Here is a 21,076-nt window from a genome sequence, read left to right as displayed (position 1 = left end):
TGGTGTTACTGAAGATAATCGTTCTCTCGAGGACGCTGTGGGGGCTTTTTCCGAACTGAGTCAGCAAGTGTATAAACAAAACGGCAATTTTATTTATTATATTCGCGTTCCTAATACCAATATTTTTGTTCAGTGTTTGAATCAACTTAATGTTTCGGAGCCCAAATGCATTACTATCAAAGAACGGTATTAAGGAGCATTACGCTGCTTATTTTCGCAGCAGCTTTTGTGCTGCTGATTTTACAGGCACGCCAGCAGCGCAATCCCTTGTTAGTTGCCGATTCATTTTTATGTACCACCAAAACGGTAACGTCAGTACTGCCTGGCAATTTTCTTGCTGACGGCAATATCGTCCTCGATTTCAAAAACAAACGTATTACTCTGCAATATGACATCATCACGAAAGAGCAGATAAAAAAAGTGTTGTATCGCGATGTATATATGAAGAATCTACAAATGCCTGGGCCAGGCATTTATACATTTGATGTTGATTCGGTAAAAGTATTTTCTACTGACACAGCTGGTGATTTTTTAGCACACTTTCGACTCTTACATCCTGATGCCGCCAATGAAATTCGAGTCACCAGGGTCGGTGAAAACACCTACTTGTACTCCATAAATCGACAAATATATAACGTATGCACTGCGCAATGAACAAACAAAACTGATTATAAATCTATTCATATCAATAAGTTACCACATCTTACTTTTTTCTGAAATTGTCGGTAAAATTTATGTAAGACCATTTTCATAACTTTACTCGACTTTTCTGGTTATATTGCTGCCGCAATCATCCTTCTACGGTCATTGCTTATATAAGCATTGATATTTTCATCAACAACAAGGAGCTTTAGATGCAGCGTATTTTTTCGTCATGGATTATGGCAGCATTATTCATTTTTCCCTCATTAGCCTTAGCAATGGAAAATCACACCCTCTCGCTTGGCTATGCCCAAACGCATCTTAGTGCGTTAAACAAATCTGCAAGTAAAGATCTTCACGGGCTCAATCTAAAATACCGTTATGAGTTTAATTCTGAATGGGGTATTTTGACCTCTCTCACTGCAACTCGTCATGACGTACAAAATTACAGTTGGGATGCAGGGAAATTGCATAAAGATGGAGATAACACAACTAGTTATAGTTCGTTTATGATAGGGCCGACCTACCGAATTAATGATTATGTTAGTTTATATGGAAATGTAGGCATGGCTGGGATGAAGACCAAGAACCATGATAATCAGTCTTCTTCAGAAGATGCTTTTGCCTATGGAGCAGGTCTTATTTTAAATCCATTCGCTAATCTTTCCCTGGATCTATCGTGGGAGACAGCTAAGTTACTTTTCGTTGATACAAACACATTTGGCGTAAGCGTAGGGTATCGTTTTTAATAATTAAAGAAGCCTCAGTTTATGGCAAGGAACTCCTATACAGAAAATAGAGTCTTATATTTATAGAAAGAGACGTTATAATTTACTTAAATATCTGTATGAAATTATTTTTATGAGCCATACTCTTTTAAAATTCCGGGGTAGGACAATTTATTACCAGTACAATGTGCCTCAACACCCGATAGTTTTAGCAGCATATTGAATTATTTTTAGCTAAATTTATTAAGGAGCTAACATGAAAAAAAAATTAGTTTTTCTAACTTCTCTTATGCTAACAGCTTGCAGTGCTAATTCACTACAGCACGGCGCTGAGGGTGTGCGTGTAACACATAACGAACCGAATGCCTCATGCACCTATTTAGGTGATGTCACCGGTAGCCAAGGAAATTTTTTCACGGGTGGATGGACATCAAACAGCAACCTGGAAACGGGGGCCCGTAACGATCTAAAAAATAAAGCCTGGAGAATGGGGGGGAACGTCGTGGTACTTTTAACGCAAAGGGCGGGACAAACCGGAAGTACCTATCGTGGCTCAGGCTCAAGCCAGCAAACCAATGTGACATTGAGCGGTACAGTTTATCGGTGCCCATGATTTTAACAAAGCTCTGATTCTAACGCAGGTAGCGAAGCTGAAGCTACGTTACCTGTTTATTCAAGCGTTCTTTATTAACCCTATCGCGAAGTGATTAAAAGAGGTTTCATAGTGTCATCATCAGTACCGAGGAAGATGTTTAACGCTGACGGTTGTTCTCGTTGCCCTGTCGATGATGTAAATCTGTTCGAGAGTGAGCCCGATATCACGAGACAAACTGCCGTCTGGCCCGAGACAAATCCCTTATTCATTGATTCTATTTATCACCTTATAAACAGAAATACAAAACTGCCCGAAGGTATTCTGTTTGTTGACTTCAGTAGAGATAATATTGCGTATTTTATTGATGAAGACTGGATGGTGAGCTTAAAAAAAACGAGGATGCGTATCGTGCTGGTCATCGATAGTTTCATGAAACCAATAGCCCAATATTGGTATGCCAGGTATCCTGACATAGCGTTACTTCCCGTAACAAGCGAAGGGATAACAACTTTCTTACACAATTTAGATCGTATTCTGGATGGGGAAAACATTGTGCTCAATGGTGTTACCGCCGTAACAGAAAATGAAATTCTTGTATTACGTAAGCAGATAGCAGGAAAGTCTATCAGAACAATGGCTTTTATTCTGAATTGTTCATTAAAGAACGTCTATAATTATCATTATTCTTTATGCAAAAAACTGGGGAATTTACCAAATCTGAAAAAACTATTTATTAACCATTTTCATCACTACTATTAGGAAAACACGCAGCCTGATTGTATACGTTCCCTTGTACATCAGCATCGATCGATGCGCAATTTGATGCCGTAAATCTGGAAGCTTTTTCAGATTCAGTCCCGTCCCCGAGGATGCTATTATTTTCAGCACACCGATTTCTCCATGCAGAAAACATATATCCAGCTCAACTCCTTTTAGTTAACTTGCGGCTAAACGACTATTTTTCTCGAACACACTTTCAATGTGTTTCCCATAGTTGTTCAAACTAAATCCTCAGTTGTCCCTATGGAAGCTGGATTAAAGAGGTCAGGAAAGCGAACACGGCGTGGAGGGCGGCGTTAAGAAGAGCAGGAATTGAAAACTTCCGCTTCCACGATTTGCGGCACACCTGGACAAGCTGGCTTGTCCAGTTCCGCTATCAGCGCCTCAGGAAATAGAAGGATGGAAGAGCATTGAAATGGTTAAGCATTATGCTCATCTGGCACCCGATCGGCTGACGCAGCATGCAATGCAAATTGACTCATTTCCGACAGGAAATGACACAAATATGGCACAAGGCACGTTTGCAGACTTTGTGAATATCGCGTGAAGCCGCGTGATTACTGGTGCCGATAAGAGGAGTCGAACCTCCGACCTTCGCATTACGAATGCGCTGCTCTACCAACTGAGCTATATCGGCCCTGAAAAGGACATGCCCACGAATGTGAACACGGGGTAGAAGGTTAAAACTAACCGGGCGATGCGTCAATGGCCTTGTGAATCAAACGCCTATTTTTGCATCACCCGGATTCAATTACGCACGAATCGTGTCATCACCCGCTACGGCGGAACGCGCTCAGCGCTTTCCGTGTTCGCGATAGCGCGTTATTACATCAGACATTTCTATAACCAACGACGAACCCGCTGCTCATAGCGTTCCCATTCCTGCCCGAAATGTTTTCGCAGCTGTTCTTCTTCAAAATCGATATGCAATCTGGCTATCACCAGCATAAATAATGGTACAGCCAGTATCCCGGCGAGGCTGCCGACGTAGAAAGCGAAGGCCAACTGGAGTCCACTCATACCAATATAGATCGGGTTTCGGCTCCAGGCGTAACAACCTTCGGTAACAAGCGTGGTCGTTCTTTCCGTATGAAGCGGGTTCAGCGTCGTGCGTTTCATCCTCATCTGCCACACAGTATGCAGTGCTACCGCCAGACTAACGCAGGCCAGCAATAGGCTTACGACGATATTCACCGCACCGAACGTAAAACGCGGGGTCGCCGTCAACGCATCCATGACAAGAAATAATACTAAGATGAGCGGTGGCGGAAACCATACTCTTACTTTTGTCAGAAATGTACGCATGGCGAAGGGCTAACCTCAAAACTTTTGTATTGAACATTAATACAGTTATGAATAACCCTTTTAGGATAAACAAACAAACGATGCATCGCTCAGAACAGCAAACCTTCTTGAGATCTAGGTTGAGAAAGTTGAACCAGATACAGGTTCATACAAACTAACAGAGTGCTTGTAATACCGGATAAAATCACTAAATGTCACTGGCGGTAGAAATTGATAGCCTTGCAGGTAATCAACTCTCTGTTTTTCCAGCCATTGCTGTTGAAAGTCATGTTCAACGCCCTCCGCCACTACGCGTAGCCCTAAAAGCCCGGAAAGATGAATAATTGACTCAAGCATAGGAATATGTTGCTCAACCTCTTTAATAGCCTTAATGAATGTTTTATCAATCTTGATTACATCCAGGTCTAACTCATTGAGATAACAGAGGTTAGCGTAACCGGTCCCAAAATCATCTAAAGCAAACAGAACGCCTCTGTTTCGTAATGAACGAATAAGCTCTTTGATTGCTGGAGTGATTGTAAGCGTCTGATTTTCAGTTATTTCTATCATCAGTTTTATGGGTAATTTTTGCGTCATTTCCATAAAGTTAAGGCATTCCCAATAAAAGACAGGGTTACTTAAACCTGATGGGCTGACATTGAATGAGACAAATAAAGTGTTGTTGATCCCTACACCTCCGCCGACGAAATCACGCGCAACGACGGTCATTAAATAGCTGGTCAACTCATTAATCAACCCACTTTTTTCTGCCAATGGAATAAACTCACGCTGAGAAATAGCGTAGTTATGCCCCTGTGGCCAACGAGCCAAAACCTCAACGCCGCAAACATCACCACTGGTATTTACTATGGGTTGAAAATAAGGAATGATTTCTTCATTCTTTATTGCCATGCTCAGTCGGCTAGTATCTGAAACATCATACACCTCATCGTAAATCATATTCTCCGCTGTATTTCTTAGCGGTGAACTGTCTTCACGCAAGAAATTATTCCTGGTTAAAAAAATGATTGTTTCATTGAAATGAGAAAATCCGAGCCGAGTGGTAATTTTTTCCCGATATCGATATACTGACTTAATTGTCAGCGAGTTGGCAATACAAAAATCGTGCAATCTTTCTTTAGTGAAAGAAGCATACAACATTTCTTCCTCAAACTCGGTTAAATAAAAAGTAAATAGTGGTGAACCTCTGTTAATTTCGGCTATCTCACCAGGTGCCAATAAATAATCTTTTAACTGAGAGATCACCTTCTCTGATAATTCCCATCCATTAATAAAAACAAACTCTTCATACCCTCGATTAACAGCCTGGTTTTCACTCATCCGAAGAACAATACAGCTCATATTAATGAACTGTGCACTATTTCTCTGGAGCCACTTCCTGACCAGGAATAATGGCAGTCGATTATCAATAACCAACACACAGGATGGATATTGTGGTATGACGGGTTGCGCTCCAGAAATATATGTGCGCGCATCAACCAGTACTAAATTTGGCAAAGACGCTTTTAACCCTGAGAAAAGGAAAATATCATAACTGAGAAGAAAAGCCTTTTTCACATTCATAATTATCACCAACTTTAATTTATGGCATAGCAGGTCCCTCGTTTTATGCACGAGAGCATATACAACACCTTCGACCTCCAATAATTATAAGGCGGTGCGTGAGTTAACTTTTTCCATAAGTCATATTACACAGGTTAGGAATTTATGATTACAACTGTCCATATGAATATCCCCGTCAAATAGTAAGGCCATTTAAAATATTGAAAAAGGAAAATTCCCATTTTCTAATCAGAACAAATAAATTTACTCACTTTCACAACAAGACAAAACATAAAACCATAAAAAAGCAAAACAACAACATATGTAACTAAAAAAATTTGTAATACAATATATCAACTTTGTTAAGCAGCCCGACAAACCATAAGCGTACGTCGCAAATCTCTTATCCCATAAACATTTCCGGCGATACGGACAACCTTATAATAGAAAATATCCTGCCGTGACATAAGCAGCTCAGTAATTTCATCAGGGACATTATCATTTTTATTTTTAACAATAGCCACGCGGCGAGTCTGTCGGTATCCATCGTGATCTTTACCAATAAATTTCAGGACGACATTACGATCTACGGCATAATGTTTGCCCTGAATGACGAGACTTCCTACCTGAGATACTCGCCCTTCGGTGGCGGAAGATATCCGGAAGACAAGAAGGACTTCACCTTCAATTTTCACCCCCTGAGTTTGAGCTTCCAGATGCAGATAATTTTTGGCAGAACAAGTCAGCGTCTCAGGTTGCAGATGAAGATAAAAATATACTGTTATCGCTGCAAGGAGGATCACCCCACTAATAAATATAGTTTTCGCATTCATGCGCAGCACCTCGTTTATCTAGCGAACAAACTCCAAGAAAGTTCTCTTTAAGAGAATTGCTTGCTGATAAATTATTATCATCATAGAAAACTATTGTTTTCTTACCGCTATGACAAACCGAATTTACTTTTCGCCACATATCAGAGGATAAGAATGCTTTCGTTTTATCAGCATTATTGTCATCTGCAGTATAAAGTTCACAATCACCTACTGTCCTGATGTAGATAAAATTCCTGGTACCTGTATTAAAAGTCTTCACGATAAAAAAAGTGCTTGCGATTAAAGCGATTAATAAAATGAGAACAAAAATTTTTACGTATTTCGCTTTTCTTGATGGAACTGCCGTTTCCGTTTTAGGTACCAAGCGCCTGTCTTGATCCTCACTGGAGGATGTCGATGCGTCACGGACCGCAGCATGGAACAAAAATCCCTGTCTGGGCAATGTTTCAATGGGGTTCTCCGCCCCCAACTCGCTAAATGCTTTTCGTAAGACACTTATACTTTTATTAAGACTATGGCCGGATGGCACCATGCCATGCTTTTCCCATACTTCCTCAATGATAAATTCGCGGTGGAGCTGTTGATTTTTATGAGTAATGAGTAAATCAAGTAGTCTCGCTGTAGACGGCGAAAGAATTATTGTAGTATCGCCATGTTTCAGGCTTTTCCTGGTGGAATCGTACTCAACCTGATCATTAATTATACTTTTCATACAACCTGACTCTTAAATATCGTAATATTGAGTTCGGATGGCCAAAATTTCATCTACTCAGAGCTTATGACTGTATTTTATAAAGATACATACAGTATAGATTCAATATCTCATCATGACATATCCGATCAGATTCAATACTTACTCACGATTGAGTTTGAAGCACCCCTGCCCCACGGGTAGGTATTTCTGCAAGGCAACTATAAATTTTCTGTTTTGTGTTTTTAGTTGGCTACTACGCCAGGTTTCCCCCGGCAGCACATAACGCATGGTGGCTTCATCATCGGTTGAGTTGCACCCCTGGTGTACGATGATTTTAAAAAAAGTATTCCCGGTGTTTTTCAGCGTTCCGTTAGCCTCATCAATGGTGTAGGTCAGATTTATTTTTCTCGGACGAACAACCAGTATGGTGTCCATAGCGATCACCGGGAGAGCCTGTCCCCCTTTTCCTTGATTACGCTCGGTAAACAGCGTGATCGGCATTTCACGAAACAGAATTCTATAATAACGCTCCTTATCATCCTGCGGTCCACGGTAGAAAATCTTAAAAAACTCACTCGCCTGCGGTGCCAGTGAGAAATTCAGCGGTGTAAACAGAAGTTCGCCTTCAGCAATGGCGCTTCTGTTTTCACCTCCCGGCCCCGGCTTATCAATTTTTACGGCGCTAATACTGTACAAATTCTGTTTGTGGCTATCGTTATAGATTCGCTTACTGATAAATGATTTATCCGATGGCATCTCATAGATGGTCGACTCCAGGTAGACAGCCTGTGCAGAGCATGCAGTCAGCCCACAAAAAAAGACAAATGCCCATCTAAGTGCGAAATGGTAGCGATTCATGGCGTGACGCCCACCCAATTCGCCGTCACTTTTATCTCTCCGCTGGCGCTGACGACACCTTCCCAGTCTGCTCCGGAAACGGTTAACAGCGAACGTGAATCATTCATGGGGAAAAGCAACTTCAAATCAGTCGTATAATAGCTTCCATCGTCATTGTTATTGGCGTCCCAGGGCGTCTGTTGCCACTGCGCATCGCTCATGCTGACTGGTGCTTCACTGCAGCTATTTCGTTTCTGCACTACGCCCCCCGACTGGCTGTTGTACTGCAGAAAGGCGGGGATTGGGACGGATAGCCCGCCTTGCGTAGAGGTAAACAGGCAATAAGGCACACTATTGATCGTTGTACTATCCCCGATAACCTGGGCGGTAATGCTATCGGCCTGACGAGGGCCTGAGACGGTTACGGTGTAATCCATTTCTATAGGAGCGGCATCGCCAATCGTGCCACTGCCGCTCGCAGAAGCTGTGTTGTCCGAAGAGACAATACTGATTCCATACTCCTTCGGCACAATATTGAGCTGTAACGAAGGGGTAAACTGGTAGTGCCCTGACTCTGGTGTTAAGCCATTATAAAAACCGAAAGTAAACGGCTGACTGTTAGTAATACTGATCCCTGAATCGACGAGATTTTTCAGAAATACTTTCGACAGAAAAATATAAATATACTCCCCGGACGTGGTGAAAACGTTGTAATACGCTGTTGAAGAACCATAGTTATACCAGTTTGAGCCATTCCCGGAGTATCTCACGGTGGCCGCTCCGGGCGTAAAACCAAGCATCGCCGTGTCAACATAAGCGCGAAACGTCAGAGAGGGGGTCAGATTAGCCGTTTGTTGCAGGTTATAACTCACCATCTTGCAAATCACACCGTCTGTGCCGCCCACCACGCCAAGCTCACAATAACCAGAGTCTTTGGTGATGCTCGGCGTTCCGTCGCTGGCAACCCAAAGTTCCTGAAACGCATTAGTGGATTCAAGCGACAGATGCCCGCGTTTGGTCAACGTATAATTAACGTAATTCCATGATCCGGTCGACTGGTCTTTGCAACGCTGTCCGGAAGAATAATCATAATTTACAGACGTATAACAGCGGTTGAATACGTAGGTTTCGCTGCTACCGGTAGACACATTGCGAAAATACTCATAGGCAGTATCCGTCAGAGAGGCGAATCCGTAGGCTCCGCCAACAACGCCTGCGACAGATCCCACCTGTGCATGATAAAACCCGTTATTGTCAGTTCCTTGCCCGGCAATAAACCCGGTCGATGGACACTGGGTTCCACTATAACAACGTATTCCCCGGAAAGGCCCATTAATCGGGGAATTATCAATCCACATATCCTGATAATAATTTCCGGGTGCAGTCCAGCCCACAAAACCTAAATATCCGAGACTGACCTGCGAGGTACCATATTTTATCCACGTATTTGACCCGCTGAAGCGCGGATCAAGTGCCGATGGGGTAATAAAATATTCACCATCTATAGCATTTTCAATAAACAAATAATTGTTGCTAACTGAGCCGGACGAGGAGGCCTTCAAAGCTAAAACAGGCAAAGGCGTAAAGCTTCCCACAGCACAGATTAAAATAGCCAACTTATTTAATACTTTCATTTTATTACCTCTGTGCCATAGTGGTTTGCGTTGCGCATTTCACCTCACCCACCCACGCCGCGCCGCGTGCTTTTTCCAGATCGAGATCGGCTTCACAAACGCTGCCATTGGCTGAAATTAGCGTGATGACCGGATATTTTTTATCAATATCGATAGCAAACTCACCCTTTTCATCGGTACGTGTTTTCCCGATGTGGTTATGAATATCGGTATTTGCAGCTAACTGCCCATCAGGGTAACGAATACGCCCAAACACGGTGACCATGCTTTTCACTTCAGGGCTAATGACACCAACGTTACCCGGATATAGCGTCAGTTCCTGCTTGCGTCCTGAAACAATATCGAAGCTGTCCTCAGAGTTTTTATCATTGAGGATTTCCAGCTTGTACTGGGCATAGGGCGGCAGTGCAATGAAATTTGATTTACCGCTGAGAAGATAATTACGATTGTTAATCTTCGCCGCCAGTTTACCCTCACCGGTCAAATCTGTTTTCACGATGACACCTGACCGTTGCCTCTCTTTACTCAGACCGAAGTCTTTCCCAGCCCACGCCAGAGAGCCTTGAGAAGAGAAGTTCATATTGGTGGAGTTATCCGCGGAACGCGTTACCGATACGGTACCGGCGTTATATTTCGTGTCATAACTCAAATTGCCGTTTATCGAATAGTTGTTGTCGTAATATTGTTCACCACTCAGACGGGTTGACGCCGCCAGGCCGACTGATTTAATGGGGCCTTCAGTATACTGCTTACGCGCGCTGATATTCCCCTGGGTGCTGCCATAGCGATCCCGGGAGACCCCCATGCTCAACCAGGAAGCCAACGGCAACGATAAATCCAGGCTGACATAACGTTCCTGTCGCCCATCGTCATTTCGGTTGTTGTAGTAATAACGCTGGATCCCTGCACGCAGTCCAACCGAGGCATATCTGCCTGAATAAAGGGTCGTGCTGTAGTCCAGGTTACGGTATTTATTGCCTGAATAGCGATTCTCCGTCTGGCTAACGGTGAGCGAACCGCCATGAGGAATAAACTTTCCGATATTCAGCGTGCCGCCAATGGAATAATTGTCACGTTCCTGCACGGGCAAACGATCGCCAATTTTACTGTCTTCACGAGATGCCCAGAGAGAGCCATACCCCTCAAGCACATTGAGATTAATGTTACTGATGTTTCGCCATGACGAATCGTTCGCTACCAGCGTCTGAGTGCCAATGCTTACGTATTCATTTACATTGAGCGTGACATCCGTTTCATTAACCGCATTGTTGTCAAAACCGTAGAGCGTGGATTTCAGACCCAGTCCCGACAATACCGCCAGCGTTACCGATGCGGCCCCGCCAGCAATCCATGTCTGCTCGCTGCCCAAATCCTGATAATGATTTCGCTTATAGCTCACACGATCATAATCCAGTGAGCCGCCAAAAAATTGCCACGAGAGCTGATCAATTCCGGCTGCTTGTTGGCGGGCAAAGATTTTATTTACCCTGCTGATACGACTATTAATTGTCCGGCCATTGACCACGATATCTACCGTAACGTCATAAACTCCATACGGGAAACGACTGGTATCAATTTCATAGCTGCCCATATTAAAGTTCTGCACGCTGAGCAATCGCCCGTCACGAAAGACATGAACCTCGCCAGCGGCTGGCAAAAATACGGTAATCGGCGTGAGCGAAAGCGCGGTATTTTCAACAACCGTACTTCCTTTATTTCCATAGCTCACACCGTAAATTTTACCGCCGTTCAGCGCATTCAGGCTGGCAATAGACTGGACATTCCAGGTGTCAAGCATCCCAAGCGCCAGTCGATACCCGTTATAATCGCGCTCATACATCGCCCGATAGAGTTTGCTGGTGCCATTGCTGTCGCCTATACCGTAAAACGAACCGTTAATGTTGATATGGTGCTCACGCAGCGATGTTGTATTGTCTACCGTCAGATAGCTGCGAGTACTGCTGCCGTTGTGATAATCGTTGTAGTAGGTACCAAAGTTATAATTCAGGACATTGGAGAGCGTCTCCACACTGGAAGGCCCAAGCAGACTGCTGCGTGCGACAATAGCTTCAGTTAGCGCATCTTTACTAACAATCATCTCCAGATGAAATGAAGAGACGTTAAGCTGCAGGCGTGCATTAGCCGATAGCTCGATATTGGTATTATCGTGAAACTTCACATCACGAATTTTTTCCACCAATGCGCGGGTTTTTCCAGATAACACGGCATTATTAGGTAATTCAGTAAGCGTCAGGGATTTAACGGTAATATTACCATCAACAAGCGAAATTACCGCATCGGCAATTTTTTGCTGACTTTTCTCGTCAGTCTCGTTGTAGCGAATATATACCGGTACCGTCATTCCCTGCTCCAGTGAACGGGCGAAAGCGCTGGGAATAACGTAATTACCCACTTTTACTGGGGCTGCATGTGAAAATCCTGGTGTCAACGCAAGAAAAAGGCAAAAGCTACCGCCGACAATGTTTTTTGTTGTCATATGCATCCTTACATTCCGGTATTTTATTTATCCCGTACAGATGGCTGCAATCGACCATCACTTCACTGTAATAAACTGCTTACCGTGCCAGATACCGATCCGTGAACGGCTATTATTAATATCGGTAAACTGTAATTTTATTTTCGTACCTGGCATAATGTAATAACGTTCGCGACAGCCTCGTCCTCGATCGCGGGCCTTCTCTTTACACGTGCCATAGGCGATCACTCGAAACGAAACATTGCCAGTATTGGTAATAACATCGCCATTTCGGTTATATTCAAAACGCTCCTTTCTCGGCGCAACCACCAAAATAGTTCCAATTTCAGCCGACGCTGTTGCAACCGCCATTTTATTGGCCCGGGTTTCCGCGCTCTCGGTAACCGGTTCATCAATCCATTGCAGACGATAATAACGCTCAACATCATCTGCTGGTCCTTTATAGAAAAAGCGAAATACATCCTTCGCCTGACCAGGAAGAATAAGGTTGGCAGGTGTAGAAAGTAACTCTCCGGAATTAACAGGCTTTATTTCGACTCCGCCAGCTAAAGGTGATGACAATTGTTTTACCGAAACACTGACATAACGCGCCGCATCAGTCGTATTGGTAATTTCTTTCGATAATGAACTCTCAGCAGAAGTCATTATCGATGTAATTTCACCAACATTAATTGCCCATCCGGGAAAAGATACTACTAACCCTACCAACATCGCTGTCGGTAAATATTTTTTCATGACACCATTCCTGATAAATTCGGGAGATAAAATTCTCCCGAATTTTTTATTACTTAGGTAGTCGTCCAGGTTGCATTGAACTGTACTTTTACATCACCAGTCCAATAGCCGTCTGGCAGGGCAGAGTAATCCGTTACTGCCTGGGTACCATCAGAAGTCGCTGACGTGATGGTGAATTTGAAGTTGGATTGATCGCTGACACGAGCAGCACCGTTATAAGCGCCATCAGCCATCAGGCTTTCAAGACCAGAAGTCGAGCTGGAGTTGACCAGGACAGTATCTGAAGACTTAGTCAGCGCGGTGCCATTCCATGCCACTCCTACGTTCAGGGTAGATGCATCACCACTGGCGTTGGTCAGAGTGTTGCTAATGATCTGCGCAGTCAGCTCAAAATCAGTTGCCGTCTCCTGGCCCTGAATAGTCACATCAAAAGCACCGTCCTGAGAGTTGAAGGCATTCAGTCCTTCAGCATACTGGAAAGTCAAAGAGTTTAGCGGGGTGACAACCAACATGCTGGTGGTATCTTTTGTTGCCGTCGCATCCCACGAGGCAGTTGCAGAAGCAGTAACATCTGCCATTGCATTTGCCGCAACAAATACAGAAGCCAGAGAGGTTACTAATAATAGTTTTTTCATTTTTATCTTCTCCTAAGAACAAACTCACCACCGAGTCTTATTATTAAGTCACTCCAGCGGTTCCATTAATTGCGAGCCAGAATTGCCGCGCAAAAAAATTATCATTTGAATTAAGTAACATCTCAACAAACCCTGAAACGCAGAAATTACAAAAGACTAAGAATTTTCTTACACAAATAGTCTTCCAGGAACTTTCCCAAGATATATTTACTCAAAATAAGCCGCATTTCAGAATTATTAACCACACAAATAAGTCGAACCAAACAATTCATCTTTTTTATGTTTTTGATAAATATCAAAAAGGTCATACAAATAAAACCCTAATAAAATCCTTACAAAACATAAAGATAATTAAAATATTTATATCTTTTCTAAAATGCTGACTATTTGTTACAACTTTGATAAATTTTCATCTTCACAAGAAAATTCTCATAAAACTTTCGTTTGAAGGGGAATATTCTTATAAACAAAGCAAAAATCTGGAGGATTAATACTCGAATTGATAATTATTTCACACAAATAAAACCAGGAATTTTCCATATAAAAAGAATATTCCTGGTATTGCAAGAAAAAAATCATATTCATAAAAGCGAGAATTAGATGAAGCTTTTCAAACCGAGATAACTATTAAGTGTTACCGTACGTACACGATGTAAGGTAATCAAATCTTGTTGTTCGAGTGATTTTAATGAACGGCTGACGGTTTCAATTTTAAGATCGAGATAACTGGCAATTTCTTCCCGGGAAAAAGGCAATCGAAGCGTCGTTTCCGGTCTGCCAATACGCAAATGCATCTCGTAAAACTCCACCAGGAAAGCGGCGATTCTGGCCTCCGCGTGTTTATTCGCATAACGCCGCAATTTCTCAACAATGAACCCATTATCTCTGCACAGAAACTTGATGACTGCTGCGGCAACTGAAGGATCCTTCTCTGCGACCTTGAACAACCGCGCGATGTCGATATGGCAAACTTCCGCAGTCGTTGCAGCCCTGATGGTGGTCAGATACGTTCTCCCTTCGACAGCATCCAGCGCCATGATATCCCCTGGAACATAAAAGCGGCTGATAAAAACGTTATCGCCACATTCCACGCTGGACTTGCAATACCCCTCATGAATCACAAAAAGCATCTCTGCGGCTTCATCCTGCCGAGCGAGAATCTCACCGGCTTTAAACTTCCTTCTTTTGTCTATTAACTTGTACTCATTATCACGATCAATAGCAGCTCCCTTTGGACACAGCGAACAATGGCGGGGTGGGAACGGATTGCCGAGCGGCACAACAGGAATACTAAGTTTGTGAATATCCGATTTCACGCAACAACTCCTCATAAAAATGAGACTGATTCTAATAGAACAAGCGTGGGGAACAATACGTGAACCGCAGACCAGGAAAATTCATTCCAGACAGGGAAAATTCTGTGCTGGCTTACTTTCTGGCACAAACGAGAATATGAATAAATATAGTCTGCTGCGGATGATTAAAAACGCAGAGCTCAAACGAACGCGGGTATGGCGAAGAAGGTTAAAACAAACCGGGCGATGCATTACTGGCCTTGCGAATCAAACGCCTGTTTTGCATCACCCGGTTTCAATTACGCGCGAATGGTATCATCTCCGAAGCCAATCCACTTGTATGTGGTCAGTGCTTCCAGTCCCATTGGGCCACGCGCGTGCAGTTTTTGCGTACTCACCGCCACTTCAGCCCCCAGTCCAAACTGGGCGCCATCGGTAAAACGGGTGGAAGCATTCACGTATACGGCAGAAGAATCAACTTCATTCACGAAACGGTTGGCGTTGCTGAGCGTGCGCGTCAGGATAGCGTCGGAGTGTTGGGTACCATGTTCGCGAATGTGCGCGATAGCGCCATCCATATTTTCGACCACCACAACGTTCAGATCCAAAGACAGAAACTCGTTATCGAGCTCTTCCGGTTTCAGCGGCACCAGTTTGGCTGGGCCATGCAGTACCTGCATCACGATTTCGTCGCCGTGCAGCGTAACACCGCTTTCCGCCATCTTGTCGCTTAACGCAGGCAGGAAACGCTCAGCGATATCCTGATGCACCAGCAAGGTCTCCACGGTATTGCAGGTGCTCGGACGCTGGGTTTTGGCATTGACGATAATCTTCAGCGCAGGCGCGATTTCAGCAGAATCATCCACATAAATATGACACACGCCAATGCCGCCGGTGATGACCGGGATAGTCGACTGCTCGCGGCACAGCTTGTGCAGGCCCGCGCCACCGCGCGGGATCAGCATATCGATGTACTTATCCATACGCAGCATTTCAGCGACCAGCGCGCGATCCGGATTGTCGATTGACTGCACCGCTGCTGCGGGTAAACCGCAGGCTTCCAGCGCCTTTTGGATCACCGCCACGGTCGCAGCGTTAGTCCGGTAAGTCTCTTTCCCGCCGCGCAGGATCGCCGCATTACCGGTTTTCAGGCACAGGGAGGCAACATCAACGGTAACGTTAGGACGCGCTTCATAAATCACGCCAATCACGCCCAACGGGACGCGACGACGCTCAAGACGCAGTCCGCTATCCAGCAGGCCCCCGTCAATCACCTGCCCGACAGGGTCAGCAAGATTACACACCTGACGCACGTCGTCAGCAATCGCTTTCAGACGCGCAGGGGTCAATGCCAGGCGGTCGAGCATTGCTTCGCTCAGACCATTTTCACGCGCCTGTTCTACATCCTGCTTGTTAGCGCTAAGGATACTTTCCATTTGCGCTTCCAGCTCATCGGCTATTTTTTCCAGCACGCGATTTTTTTCGCGGCTGGAGAGCAGCGCCAGCTTGTATGACGCAGCTTTGGCAGCAATGCCCATTTGTTCCAGCATATGCCTGTTCCTTAACGGGTAATCATGTCGTCGCGATGGACAGCAACCGGGCCGTATTCATAGCCGAGGATGGTGTCAATCTGCTGTGAGTGGTGTCCGGCAATACGGCGGAGCGCGTCGCTGTTATAGCGGGTCACGCCGTGGGCGATATCGCGCCCTTCGAGATTGCAGATACGAATCACTTCACCACGAGAAAAGTTGCCTGTCACGCTTTTAATGCCTTTTGGCAGTAATGAACTGCCACGTTCCAGAATCGCTGCGGTCGCGCCCTCATCGACGGTAATTTCCCCGGCAGGCGGCGCGCCGAAAATCCAGCGTTTACGGTTTTCCAGTGGAGAGGCCTGAGCATGAAAACGCGTTCCAACGGAAACGCCTTCCATCACATCGCCAATCACGCCTGGCTTGCTGCCTGCGGCAATGATGGTGTCAATCCCTGCGCGGCACGCGACATCAGCGGCCTGCAATTTCGTGCCCATACCACCCGTTCCCAGGCCAGAAACGCTGTCGCCGGCAATGGCGCGCAACGCATCGTCAATACCGTGAACGTCTTTGATCAGCTCCGCCTGCGGATTGGTGCGCGGATCGGCTGTGAAAAGTCCCTGCTGATCGGTCAGCAACAGTAGCTTATCGGCTCCGGCCAGAATTGCCGCCAGCGCCGAGAGATTGTCATTATCGCCGACTTTAATTTCGGCGGTCGCCACCGCGTCATTCTCATTGATGACAGGAACGATGTTGTTGTCCAGCAGCGCGCGTAACGTATCGCGGGCATTAAGGAAGCGCTCACGGTCTTCCATATCCGCACGCGTCAGCAGCATCTGCCCGATATGGATACCGTAAATAGAGAACAGCTGTTCCCACAGTTGAATCAATCGGCTCTGCCCTACCGCCGCCAACAGCTGTTTCGAGGCTATCGTCGCCGGAAGCTCAGGGTAACCAAGATGCTCACGCCCGGCGGCGATCGCGCCTGAGGTAACGATAACAATACGATGCCCTGCGGCATGAAGCTGCGCGCACTGGCGAACCAGTTCTACGATATGGGCGCGGTTCAGGCGGCGCGATCCGCCCGTTAACACACTGGTGCCAAGTTTTACCACCAGCGTCTGGCTGTCACTCATGATTCTCTGCCATTCAAAATTGGGGAAAATGATATCAAACGAACGTTTTAGCAGGACTGGCCCCGGTTGCCAACAGCCAGCGCACAAAGCATGAAATTTTATTGCGCAGGATCAGCAAGCGTAGCGGCAGATTTTGACGCATTTATTACAGAAACATAAAAACACTCTTTTTTAAAAATATTCTTACTTTGTCATAAAACGTTCATTGCCAGACGTTAAAAACCTTCCTGTCTTTTAACGGGGATCACACCCAGTGAATATTAGCGCGTACTTTTAATCAGGAATGAAAATGAAAAAGAGCACTCTGGCATTAGTGGTGATGGGGATTGTGGCGTCGGCATCCGTACAGGCAGCTGAAGTGTATAACAAGAACGGTAATAAACTGGATCTGTATGGCAAAGTTAAAGCCATGCATTACATGACGGATTATGACAGCAAGGACGGCGACCAAAGCTATATCCGTTTAGGCTTTAAGGGCGAAACGCAAATTAATGATGAACTGACGGGTTATGGTCGCTGGGAAGCAGAGTTCGCAGGCAATAAAGCTGAAAGTGATTCCAACCAGCAAAAAACACGTCTGGCCTTTGCCGGTCTGAAATTAAAAAATCTTGGCTCGTTTGATTATGGTCGTAACCTGGGCGCGCTGTACGATGTAGAAGCGTGGACTGATATGTTCCCGGAGTTCGGCGGCGATTCTTCTGCACAGACCGATAACTTTATGACCAAACGCGCCAGCGGCCTGGCGACTTACCGTAACACCGATTTCTTCGGCGTCGTGGATGGCCTGGATCTCACCCTGCAATATCAGGGTAAAAACCAGGACCGCGATGTGAAAAAACAGAACGGCGATGGTTTTGGTACATCCGTTACCTATGACTTTGGCGGTAGCGATTTCGCCGTAAGCGGCGCTTATACCAACTCCGATCGTACCAATCAGCAGAATCTGCAAACTCGCGGTACGGGCGATAAAGCAGAAGCCTGGGCAACGGGTTTAAAATATGATGCTAACGATATCTATATTGCGACGTTCTATTCTGAAACGCGCAATATGACGCCGATTTCCGGCGGCTTCGCCAATAAAACGCAGAACTTCGAAGCGGTTGTTCAGTACCAATTTGACTTTGGTCTGCGTCCGTCACTGGGTTATGTGCTGTCAAAAGGTAAAGATATTGAAGGCGTCGGCAATGAGGATCTGGTGAATTATATCGACGTTGGCGCCACGTATTATTTCAACAAAAATATGTCCGCGTTTGTCGATTATAAAATCAACCAGCTGGATAGCGACAATAAACTGGGCATCAACGATGATGATATCGTTGCCGTCGGTATGGTTTATCAGTTCTGATTTAGGATAAAAAATGCCGGATGGGGTTGCGCCGCCATCCGGCATTTTACTGTTCATTATGCGGTTAATTTAACCGGCTCATCTTTAAAATCGTCAGCAGGCTCCAGCGCCAAATCCAGCGACGTTAACAACCCACGTAATTTTTCATGAAACTCACGTAAGGTGTATTCCAGTCGCTCTAGCACTTCAGTCTCTTTCACCGGCACCGCCGTCCAGTTGCCATCTTTATCAAACAAACCAAACTGATAGCTGTAGGTAAAGCGTTTTTCCTGCGCCTCAATCTCCATCCACCAGCCCCAGAACTCGCGTTTCTCAGGGGCGGGTTTCACGTTGACGCAAACAGCCAAACAATCGAAAAAAAAGCGATTATCTTCGCACTGTCCTTCCCGGATGTACGGGCCAAGCGCGGTGAATTTCTTGATCAATCTACTTTTCGGATGCCCACTCGGTAACGTCATTACGATCTCCTTAGGTGAAGCTCCTGTTTTACCAAATCGATAAAATTTAGCAAACTTTTAACACAATCTCTGATTGATCCACTTGGTTATTTCTTGCAGTCCTTTGTCAAAATTGCGATACACCGGATTGAATGGAATCTCCAGCAGCTTACCGTCAGAAGATGACGAGGTGATTAAACGCGACTCCTCTTCGGGGCTAAATGGGTCGTTTTTCCAGAAGCCTGACAGCATTGGCGTCGGGCAGCGTCGACCGAGCAGTCCCTGCACTTTTAATGAATAGCGATTAAGCTCTACGCGCAGCGCTTCATCGGAAGCGTCGTGCATCCCCAGGCGGCTGGCCAGAACGTCAAGATACATTTCCGGGACGCTTGCCTGACGCTGCGGGTCACTCAGCAGCGCATGCACAACCGGTCCCAGGCAGGCCACCGCCTTCAGCCGTGACGACTCCAGATACGCCAGGCGTACCGCTACGTTAGCGCCAAAACGGAAACCGAAGGCCGCCACGCGGGTGTGATCCACCCACGGGACATTAGGCAGCGCCTTTAATACATGCTGATGCAGCAGGCTGGAATCCTGAGTCAGTTTCCATTTTGATGAGAATCCGACCGACGGCATATCCAGCGTCAACATGGCAATACCGCGCGGAGCAAAGTAGCGCTCATACAGCGTGTAGTAGTCCGTTTGCATGGAATCGAGACCGCCGCACATCAGTACCGTCGGGAACGGACCATCGCCTTTTGGCATATGCAGGAAGCCGGTTATCGGCGCGCCGCCAGCGACCGCAAATTCCATCTCACGCAGCGTGCCCGGCAGCCGTTGAGCGGCTTCTTCATAGGCGCGATTAGCCAGAGCCTGCGCCTGCTCTGCCAGCTCATCGCCTTTCAGGTGCGGATAAGCGGCAATGTTGTACAGCGTAGAGGCATGCAGCCAGTGGCGTCCGCTTAACTGCGGATCCTCCTCCATAGACGCTTTCTGTTGCCATTCCATCGCCTGCTTTGCCCACTCATAGATCCAGTTCCCGCCACGATAGCCAATGACCGTATCGTAGAGCTCTTTATCCGTACGTTCGGCTTCGCTCATCACGATACGCGCCTGTACTTCGAGGATTTCACGCGGATCGATGCCGCGCCAGATCCACATCAGACGATTCACCATGCGATACCAGTGCGGGATTGTTTTGCCATCCAGGGCAGATTGTACGGACGGCTGCGCGCCGTGATTAAAACGACGAACCAGCGTAGACGTTTCAGGGTGTTTGAAGCGGGGTTTGAACAGGACTTCGCTGAGGTTAGCTTGTGACATTCTTGCAGCCTCCATGAATACTCATTAAGGCATAGTGTAACCTGATGGGGATTAATAAAGAACAACGCCCGGCAAAGCCAGGCGTTGAAAGCGCTGTTGATTAGCGACCAGAGATCGGCGGGACAAACACTACGCCCATATCCCACGGCTGCTCAATCCAGGTATCCTGAGGGATATCAACAATATAATCATTTACCAGCGGACGACCTGCCGGCTTAGCGAAAATAGTGACGAAATGCGCTTTAGGATACATTTCGCGGATCGCAACCGCGGTGCCGCCGGTGTCAACCAGGTCGTCGATGACGATAAAACCTTCACCGTCGCCTTCAGCACGCTTAAGCACTTTCAGCTCGCGCTGGTTGTCGTGATCGTAGCTGGAGATGCATACGGTATCGACATGACGAATACCCAATTCACGCGCCAGCAATGCGCCCGGCACCAGACCACCACGGCTAACGGCAATAATGCCTTTCCATTGTTCAGAAGGCATCAAGCGGCTTGCCAGTTTACGTGCATGGATCTGCAACATGTCCCAGGTGACGACGTATTTTTCG

The 21,076-nt window shown here is 45.9% G+C and carries 20 protein-coding genes, 1 tRNA gene and 2 pseudogenes; 7 read left to right on the top strand and 16 right to left on the bottom strand.

The window, feature by feature from the left end:
* From KQJ18_RS11795 to KQJ18_RS11770, 6 genes and pseudogenes are all read left to right on the top strand, one after another.
* Positions 1-193: pseudogene (locus tag KQJ18_RS11795) on the top strand (response regulator); the annotation flags it as partial.
* A complete protein-coding gene (locus KQJ18_RS11790; RefSeq protein ID WP_085047713.1) occupies positions 166-654 on the top strand; it encodes a hypothetical protein in 489 nt (162 codons plus the stop codon). The pseudogene KQJ18_RS11795 and the gene KQJ18_RS11790, both read left to right, overlap by 28 nt.
* Positions 655-854: 200 nt before the next feature.
* Positions 855-1,391: an Ail/Lom family outer membrane beta-barrel protein gene (locus KQJ18_RS11785; RefSeq protein WP_085047714.1), complete on the top strand. Its 537-nt coding sequence runs from the start codon at positions 855-857 to the stop codon at positions 1,389-1,391.
* A gap of 235 nt (positions 1,392-1,626) precedes the next feature.
* Positions 1,627-1,983, top strand: coding sequence for a DUF4156 domain-containing protein (locus tag KQJ18_RS11780; RefSeq protein ID WP_071888110.1), 357 nt, complete (start codon positions 1,627-1,629; stop codon positions 1,981-1,983).
* A 111-nt stretch (positions 1,984-2,094) separates the two neighbouring features.
* On the top strand, positions 2,095-2,724 hold the full coding sequence (locus tag KQJ18_RS11775; protein WP_188332491.1) for a hypothetical protein: 630 nt from the start codon (positions 2,095-2,097) through the stop codon (positions 2,722-2,724).
* Positions 2,725-3,017: 293 nt separating this feature from the next.
* A pseudogene (locus KQJ18_RS11770) lies at positions 3,018-3,292 on the top strand (tyrosine-type recombinase/integrase); the annotation flags it as partial.
* A 14-nt stretch (positions 3,293-3,306) separates the two neighbouring features.
* Here KQJ18_RS11770 and KQJ18_RS11765 read toward each other — a convergent pair.
* The 13 genes from KQJ18_RS11765 to proB all read right to left on the bottom strand — a co-directional run bounded on the left by KQJ18_RS11765 (position 3,307) and on the right by proB (position 17,417).
* Positions 3,307-3,382 (bottom strand) — tRNA-Thr (locus KQJ18_RS11765).
* A gap of 203 nt (positions 3,383-3,585) precedes the next feature.
* On the bottom strand, positions 3,586-4,050 hold the full coding sequence (locus KQJ18_RS11760; protein ID WP_216422009.1) for an isoprenylcysteine carboxylmethyltransferase family protein: 465 nt from the start codon (positions 4,048-4,050) through the stop codon (positions 3,586-3,588).
* Positions 4,051-4,164: 114 nt separating this feature from the next.
* Positions 4,165-5,613: an EAL domain-containing protein gene (locus tag KQJ18_RS11755; RefSeq protein ID WP_216422008.1), complete on the bottom strand. Its 1,449-nt coding sequence runs from the start codon at positions 5,611-5,613 to the stop codon at positions 4,165-4,167.
* Positions 5,614-5,954: 341 nt separating this feature from the next.
* Positions 5,955-6,425, bottom strand: coding sequence for a hypothetical protein (locus KQJ18_RS11750; protein WP_038637718.1), 471 nt, complete (start codon positions 6,423-6,425; stop codon positions 5,955-5,957).
* On the bottom strand, positions 6,400-7,137 hold the full coding sequence (locus KQJ18_RS11745) for a winged helix-turn-helix domain-containing protein (RefSeq protein WP_150344698.1): 738 nt from the start codon (positions 7,135-7,137) through the stop codon (positions 6,400-6,402). The genes KQJ18_RS11750 and KQJ18_RS11745 overlap by 26 nt, the downstream gene beginning before the upstream one ends.
* 141 nt (positions 7,138-7,278) lie before the next feature.
* Positions 7,279-7,977 (bottom strand): fimbria/pilus periplasmic chaperone, encoded by a 699-nt coding sequence (locus tag KQJ18_RS11740; protein WP_038637713.1) that lies wholly within the window; start codon positions 7,975-7,977, stop codon positions 7,279-7,281.
* Positions 7,974-9,590, bottom strand: a complete 1,617-nt coding sequence (locus tag KQJ18_RS11735; RefSeq protein ID WP_137351128.1) for a fimbrial protein — start codon at positions 9,588-9,590, stop codon at positions 7,974-7,976. The genes KQJ18_RS11740 and KQJ18_RS11735 overlap by 4 nt, the downstream gene beginning before the upstream one ends.
* Before the next feature lie 4 nt (positions 9,591-9,594).
* Positions 9,595-12,087: a CS1-pili formation C-terminal domain-containing protein gene (locus tag KQJ18_RS11730; protein WP_216422007.1), complete on the bottom strand. Its 2,493-nt coding sequence runs from the start codon at positions 12,085-12,087 to the stop codon at positions 9,595-9,597.
* A 57-nt stretch (positions 12,088-12,144) separates the two neighbouring features.
* Positions 12,145-12,822: a hypothetical protein gene (locus KQJ18_RS11725; protein ID WP_038637707.1), complete on the bottom strand. Its 678-nt coding sequence runs from the start codon at positions 12,820-12,822 to the stop codon at positions 12,145-12,147.
* Between the two features lie 53 nt (positions 12,823-12,875).
* Positions 12,876-13,457, bottom strand: a complete 582-nt coding sequence (locus KQJ18_RS11720) for a common pilus major fimbrillin subunit EcpA (RefSeq protein ID WP_038637704.1) — start codon at positions 13,455-13,457, stop codon at positions 12,876-12,878.
* Positions 13,458-14,053: 596 nt separating this feature from the next.
* The gene (locus KQJ18_RS11715; RefSeq protein WP_137351130.1) at positions 14,054-14,773 is read right to left on the bottom strand and encodes a Crp/Fnr family transcriptional regulator; all 720 of its coding nucleotides are present in this window, start codon (positions 14,771-14,773) and stop codon (positions 14,054-14,056) included.
* Between the two features lie 278 nt (positions 14,774-15,051).
* Entirely contained in the window at positions 15,052-16,302 is a 1,251-nt protein-coding gene (gene proA / locus KQJ18_RS11710) for a glutamate-5-semialdehyde dehydrogenase (RefSeq protein ID WP_069323871.1), read from the bottom strand.
* Between the two features lie 11 nt (positions 16,303-16,313).
* Positions 16,314-17,417, bottom strand: a complete 1,104-nt coding sequence (gene proB / locus KQJ18_RS11705) for a glutamate 5-kinase (RefSeq protein ID WP_003031373.1) — start codon at positions 17,415-17,417, stop codon at positions 16,314-16,316.
* A gap of 289 nt (positions 17,418-17,706) precedes the next feature.
* On the opposite strand from proB, the gene phoE reads away from it, so the two are divergent.
* Entirely contained in the window at positions 17,707-18,762 is a 1,056-nt protein-coding gene (gene phoE, locus KQJ18_RS11700; protein ID WP_042310379.1) for a phosphoporin PhoE, read from the top strand.
* Positions 18,763-18,818: 56 nt separating this feature from the next.
* Here the strand turns inward: phoE and crl are convergent, their stop codons facing one another.
* The 3 genes from crl to gpt all read right to left on the bottom strand — a co-directional run.
* Positions 18,819-19,220 (bottom strand): sigma factor-binding protein Crl, encoded by a 402-nt coding sequence (gene crl / locus KQJ18_RS11695; protein WP_216422006.1) that lies wholly within the window; start codon positions 19,218-19,220, stop codon positions 18,819-18,821.
* Positions 19,221-19,277: 57 nt separating this feature from the next.
* Entirely contained in the window at positions 19,278-20,522 is a 1,245-nt protein-coding gene (frsA, locus tag KQJ18_RS11690) for an esterase FrsA (RefSeq protein WP_038637686.1), read from the bottom strand.
* 100 nt (positions 20,523-20,622) lie between these two features.
* A partial coding sequence (gene gpt / locus KQJ18_RS11685) for a xanthine phosphoribosyltransferase (protein WP_216422005.1) occupies positions 20,623-21,076 on the bottom strand: 454 nt, incomplete at its 5' end.

The sequence above is a fragment of the Citrobacter sp. S55_ASV_140 genome, from assembly GCF_018919505.1.
Lineage (GTDB): Bacteria > Pseudomonadota > Gammaproteobacteria > Enterobacterales > Enterobacteriaceae > Citrobacter > Citrobacter werkmanii.
This window is presented reverse-complemented; position numbering and strand designations above follow the sequence as displayed.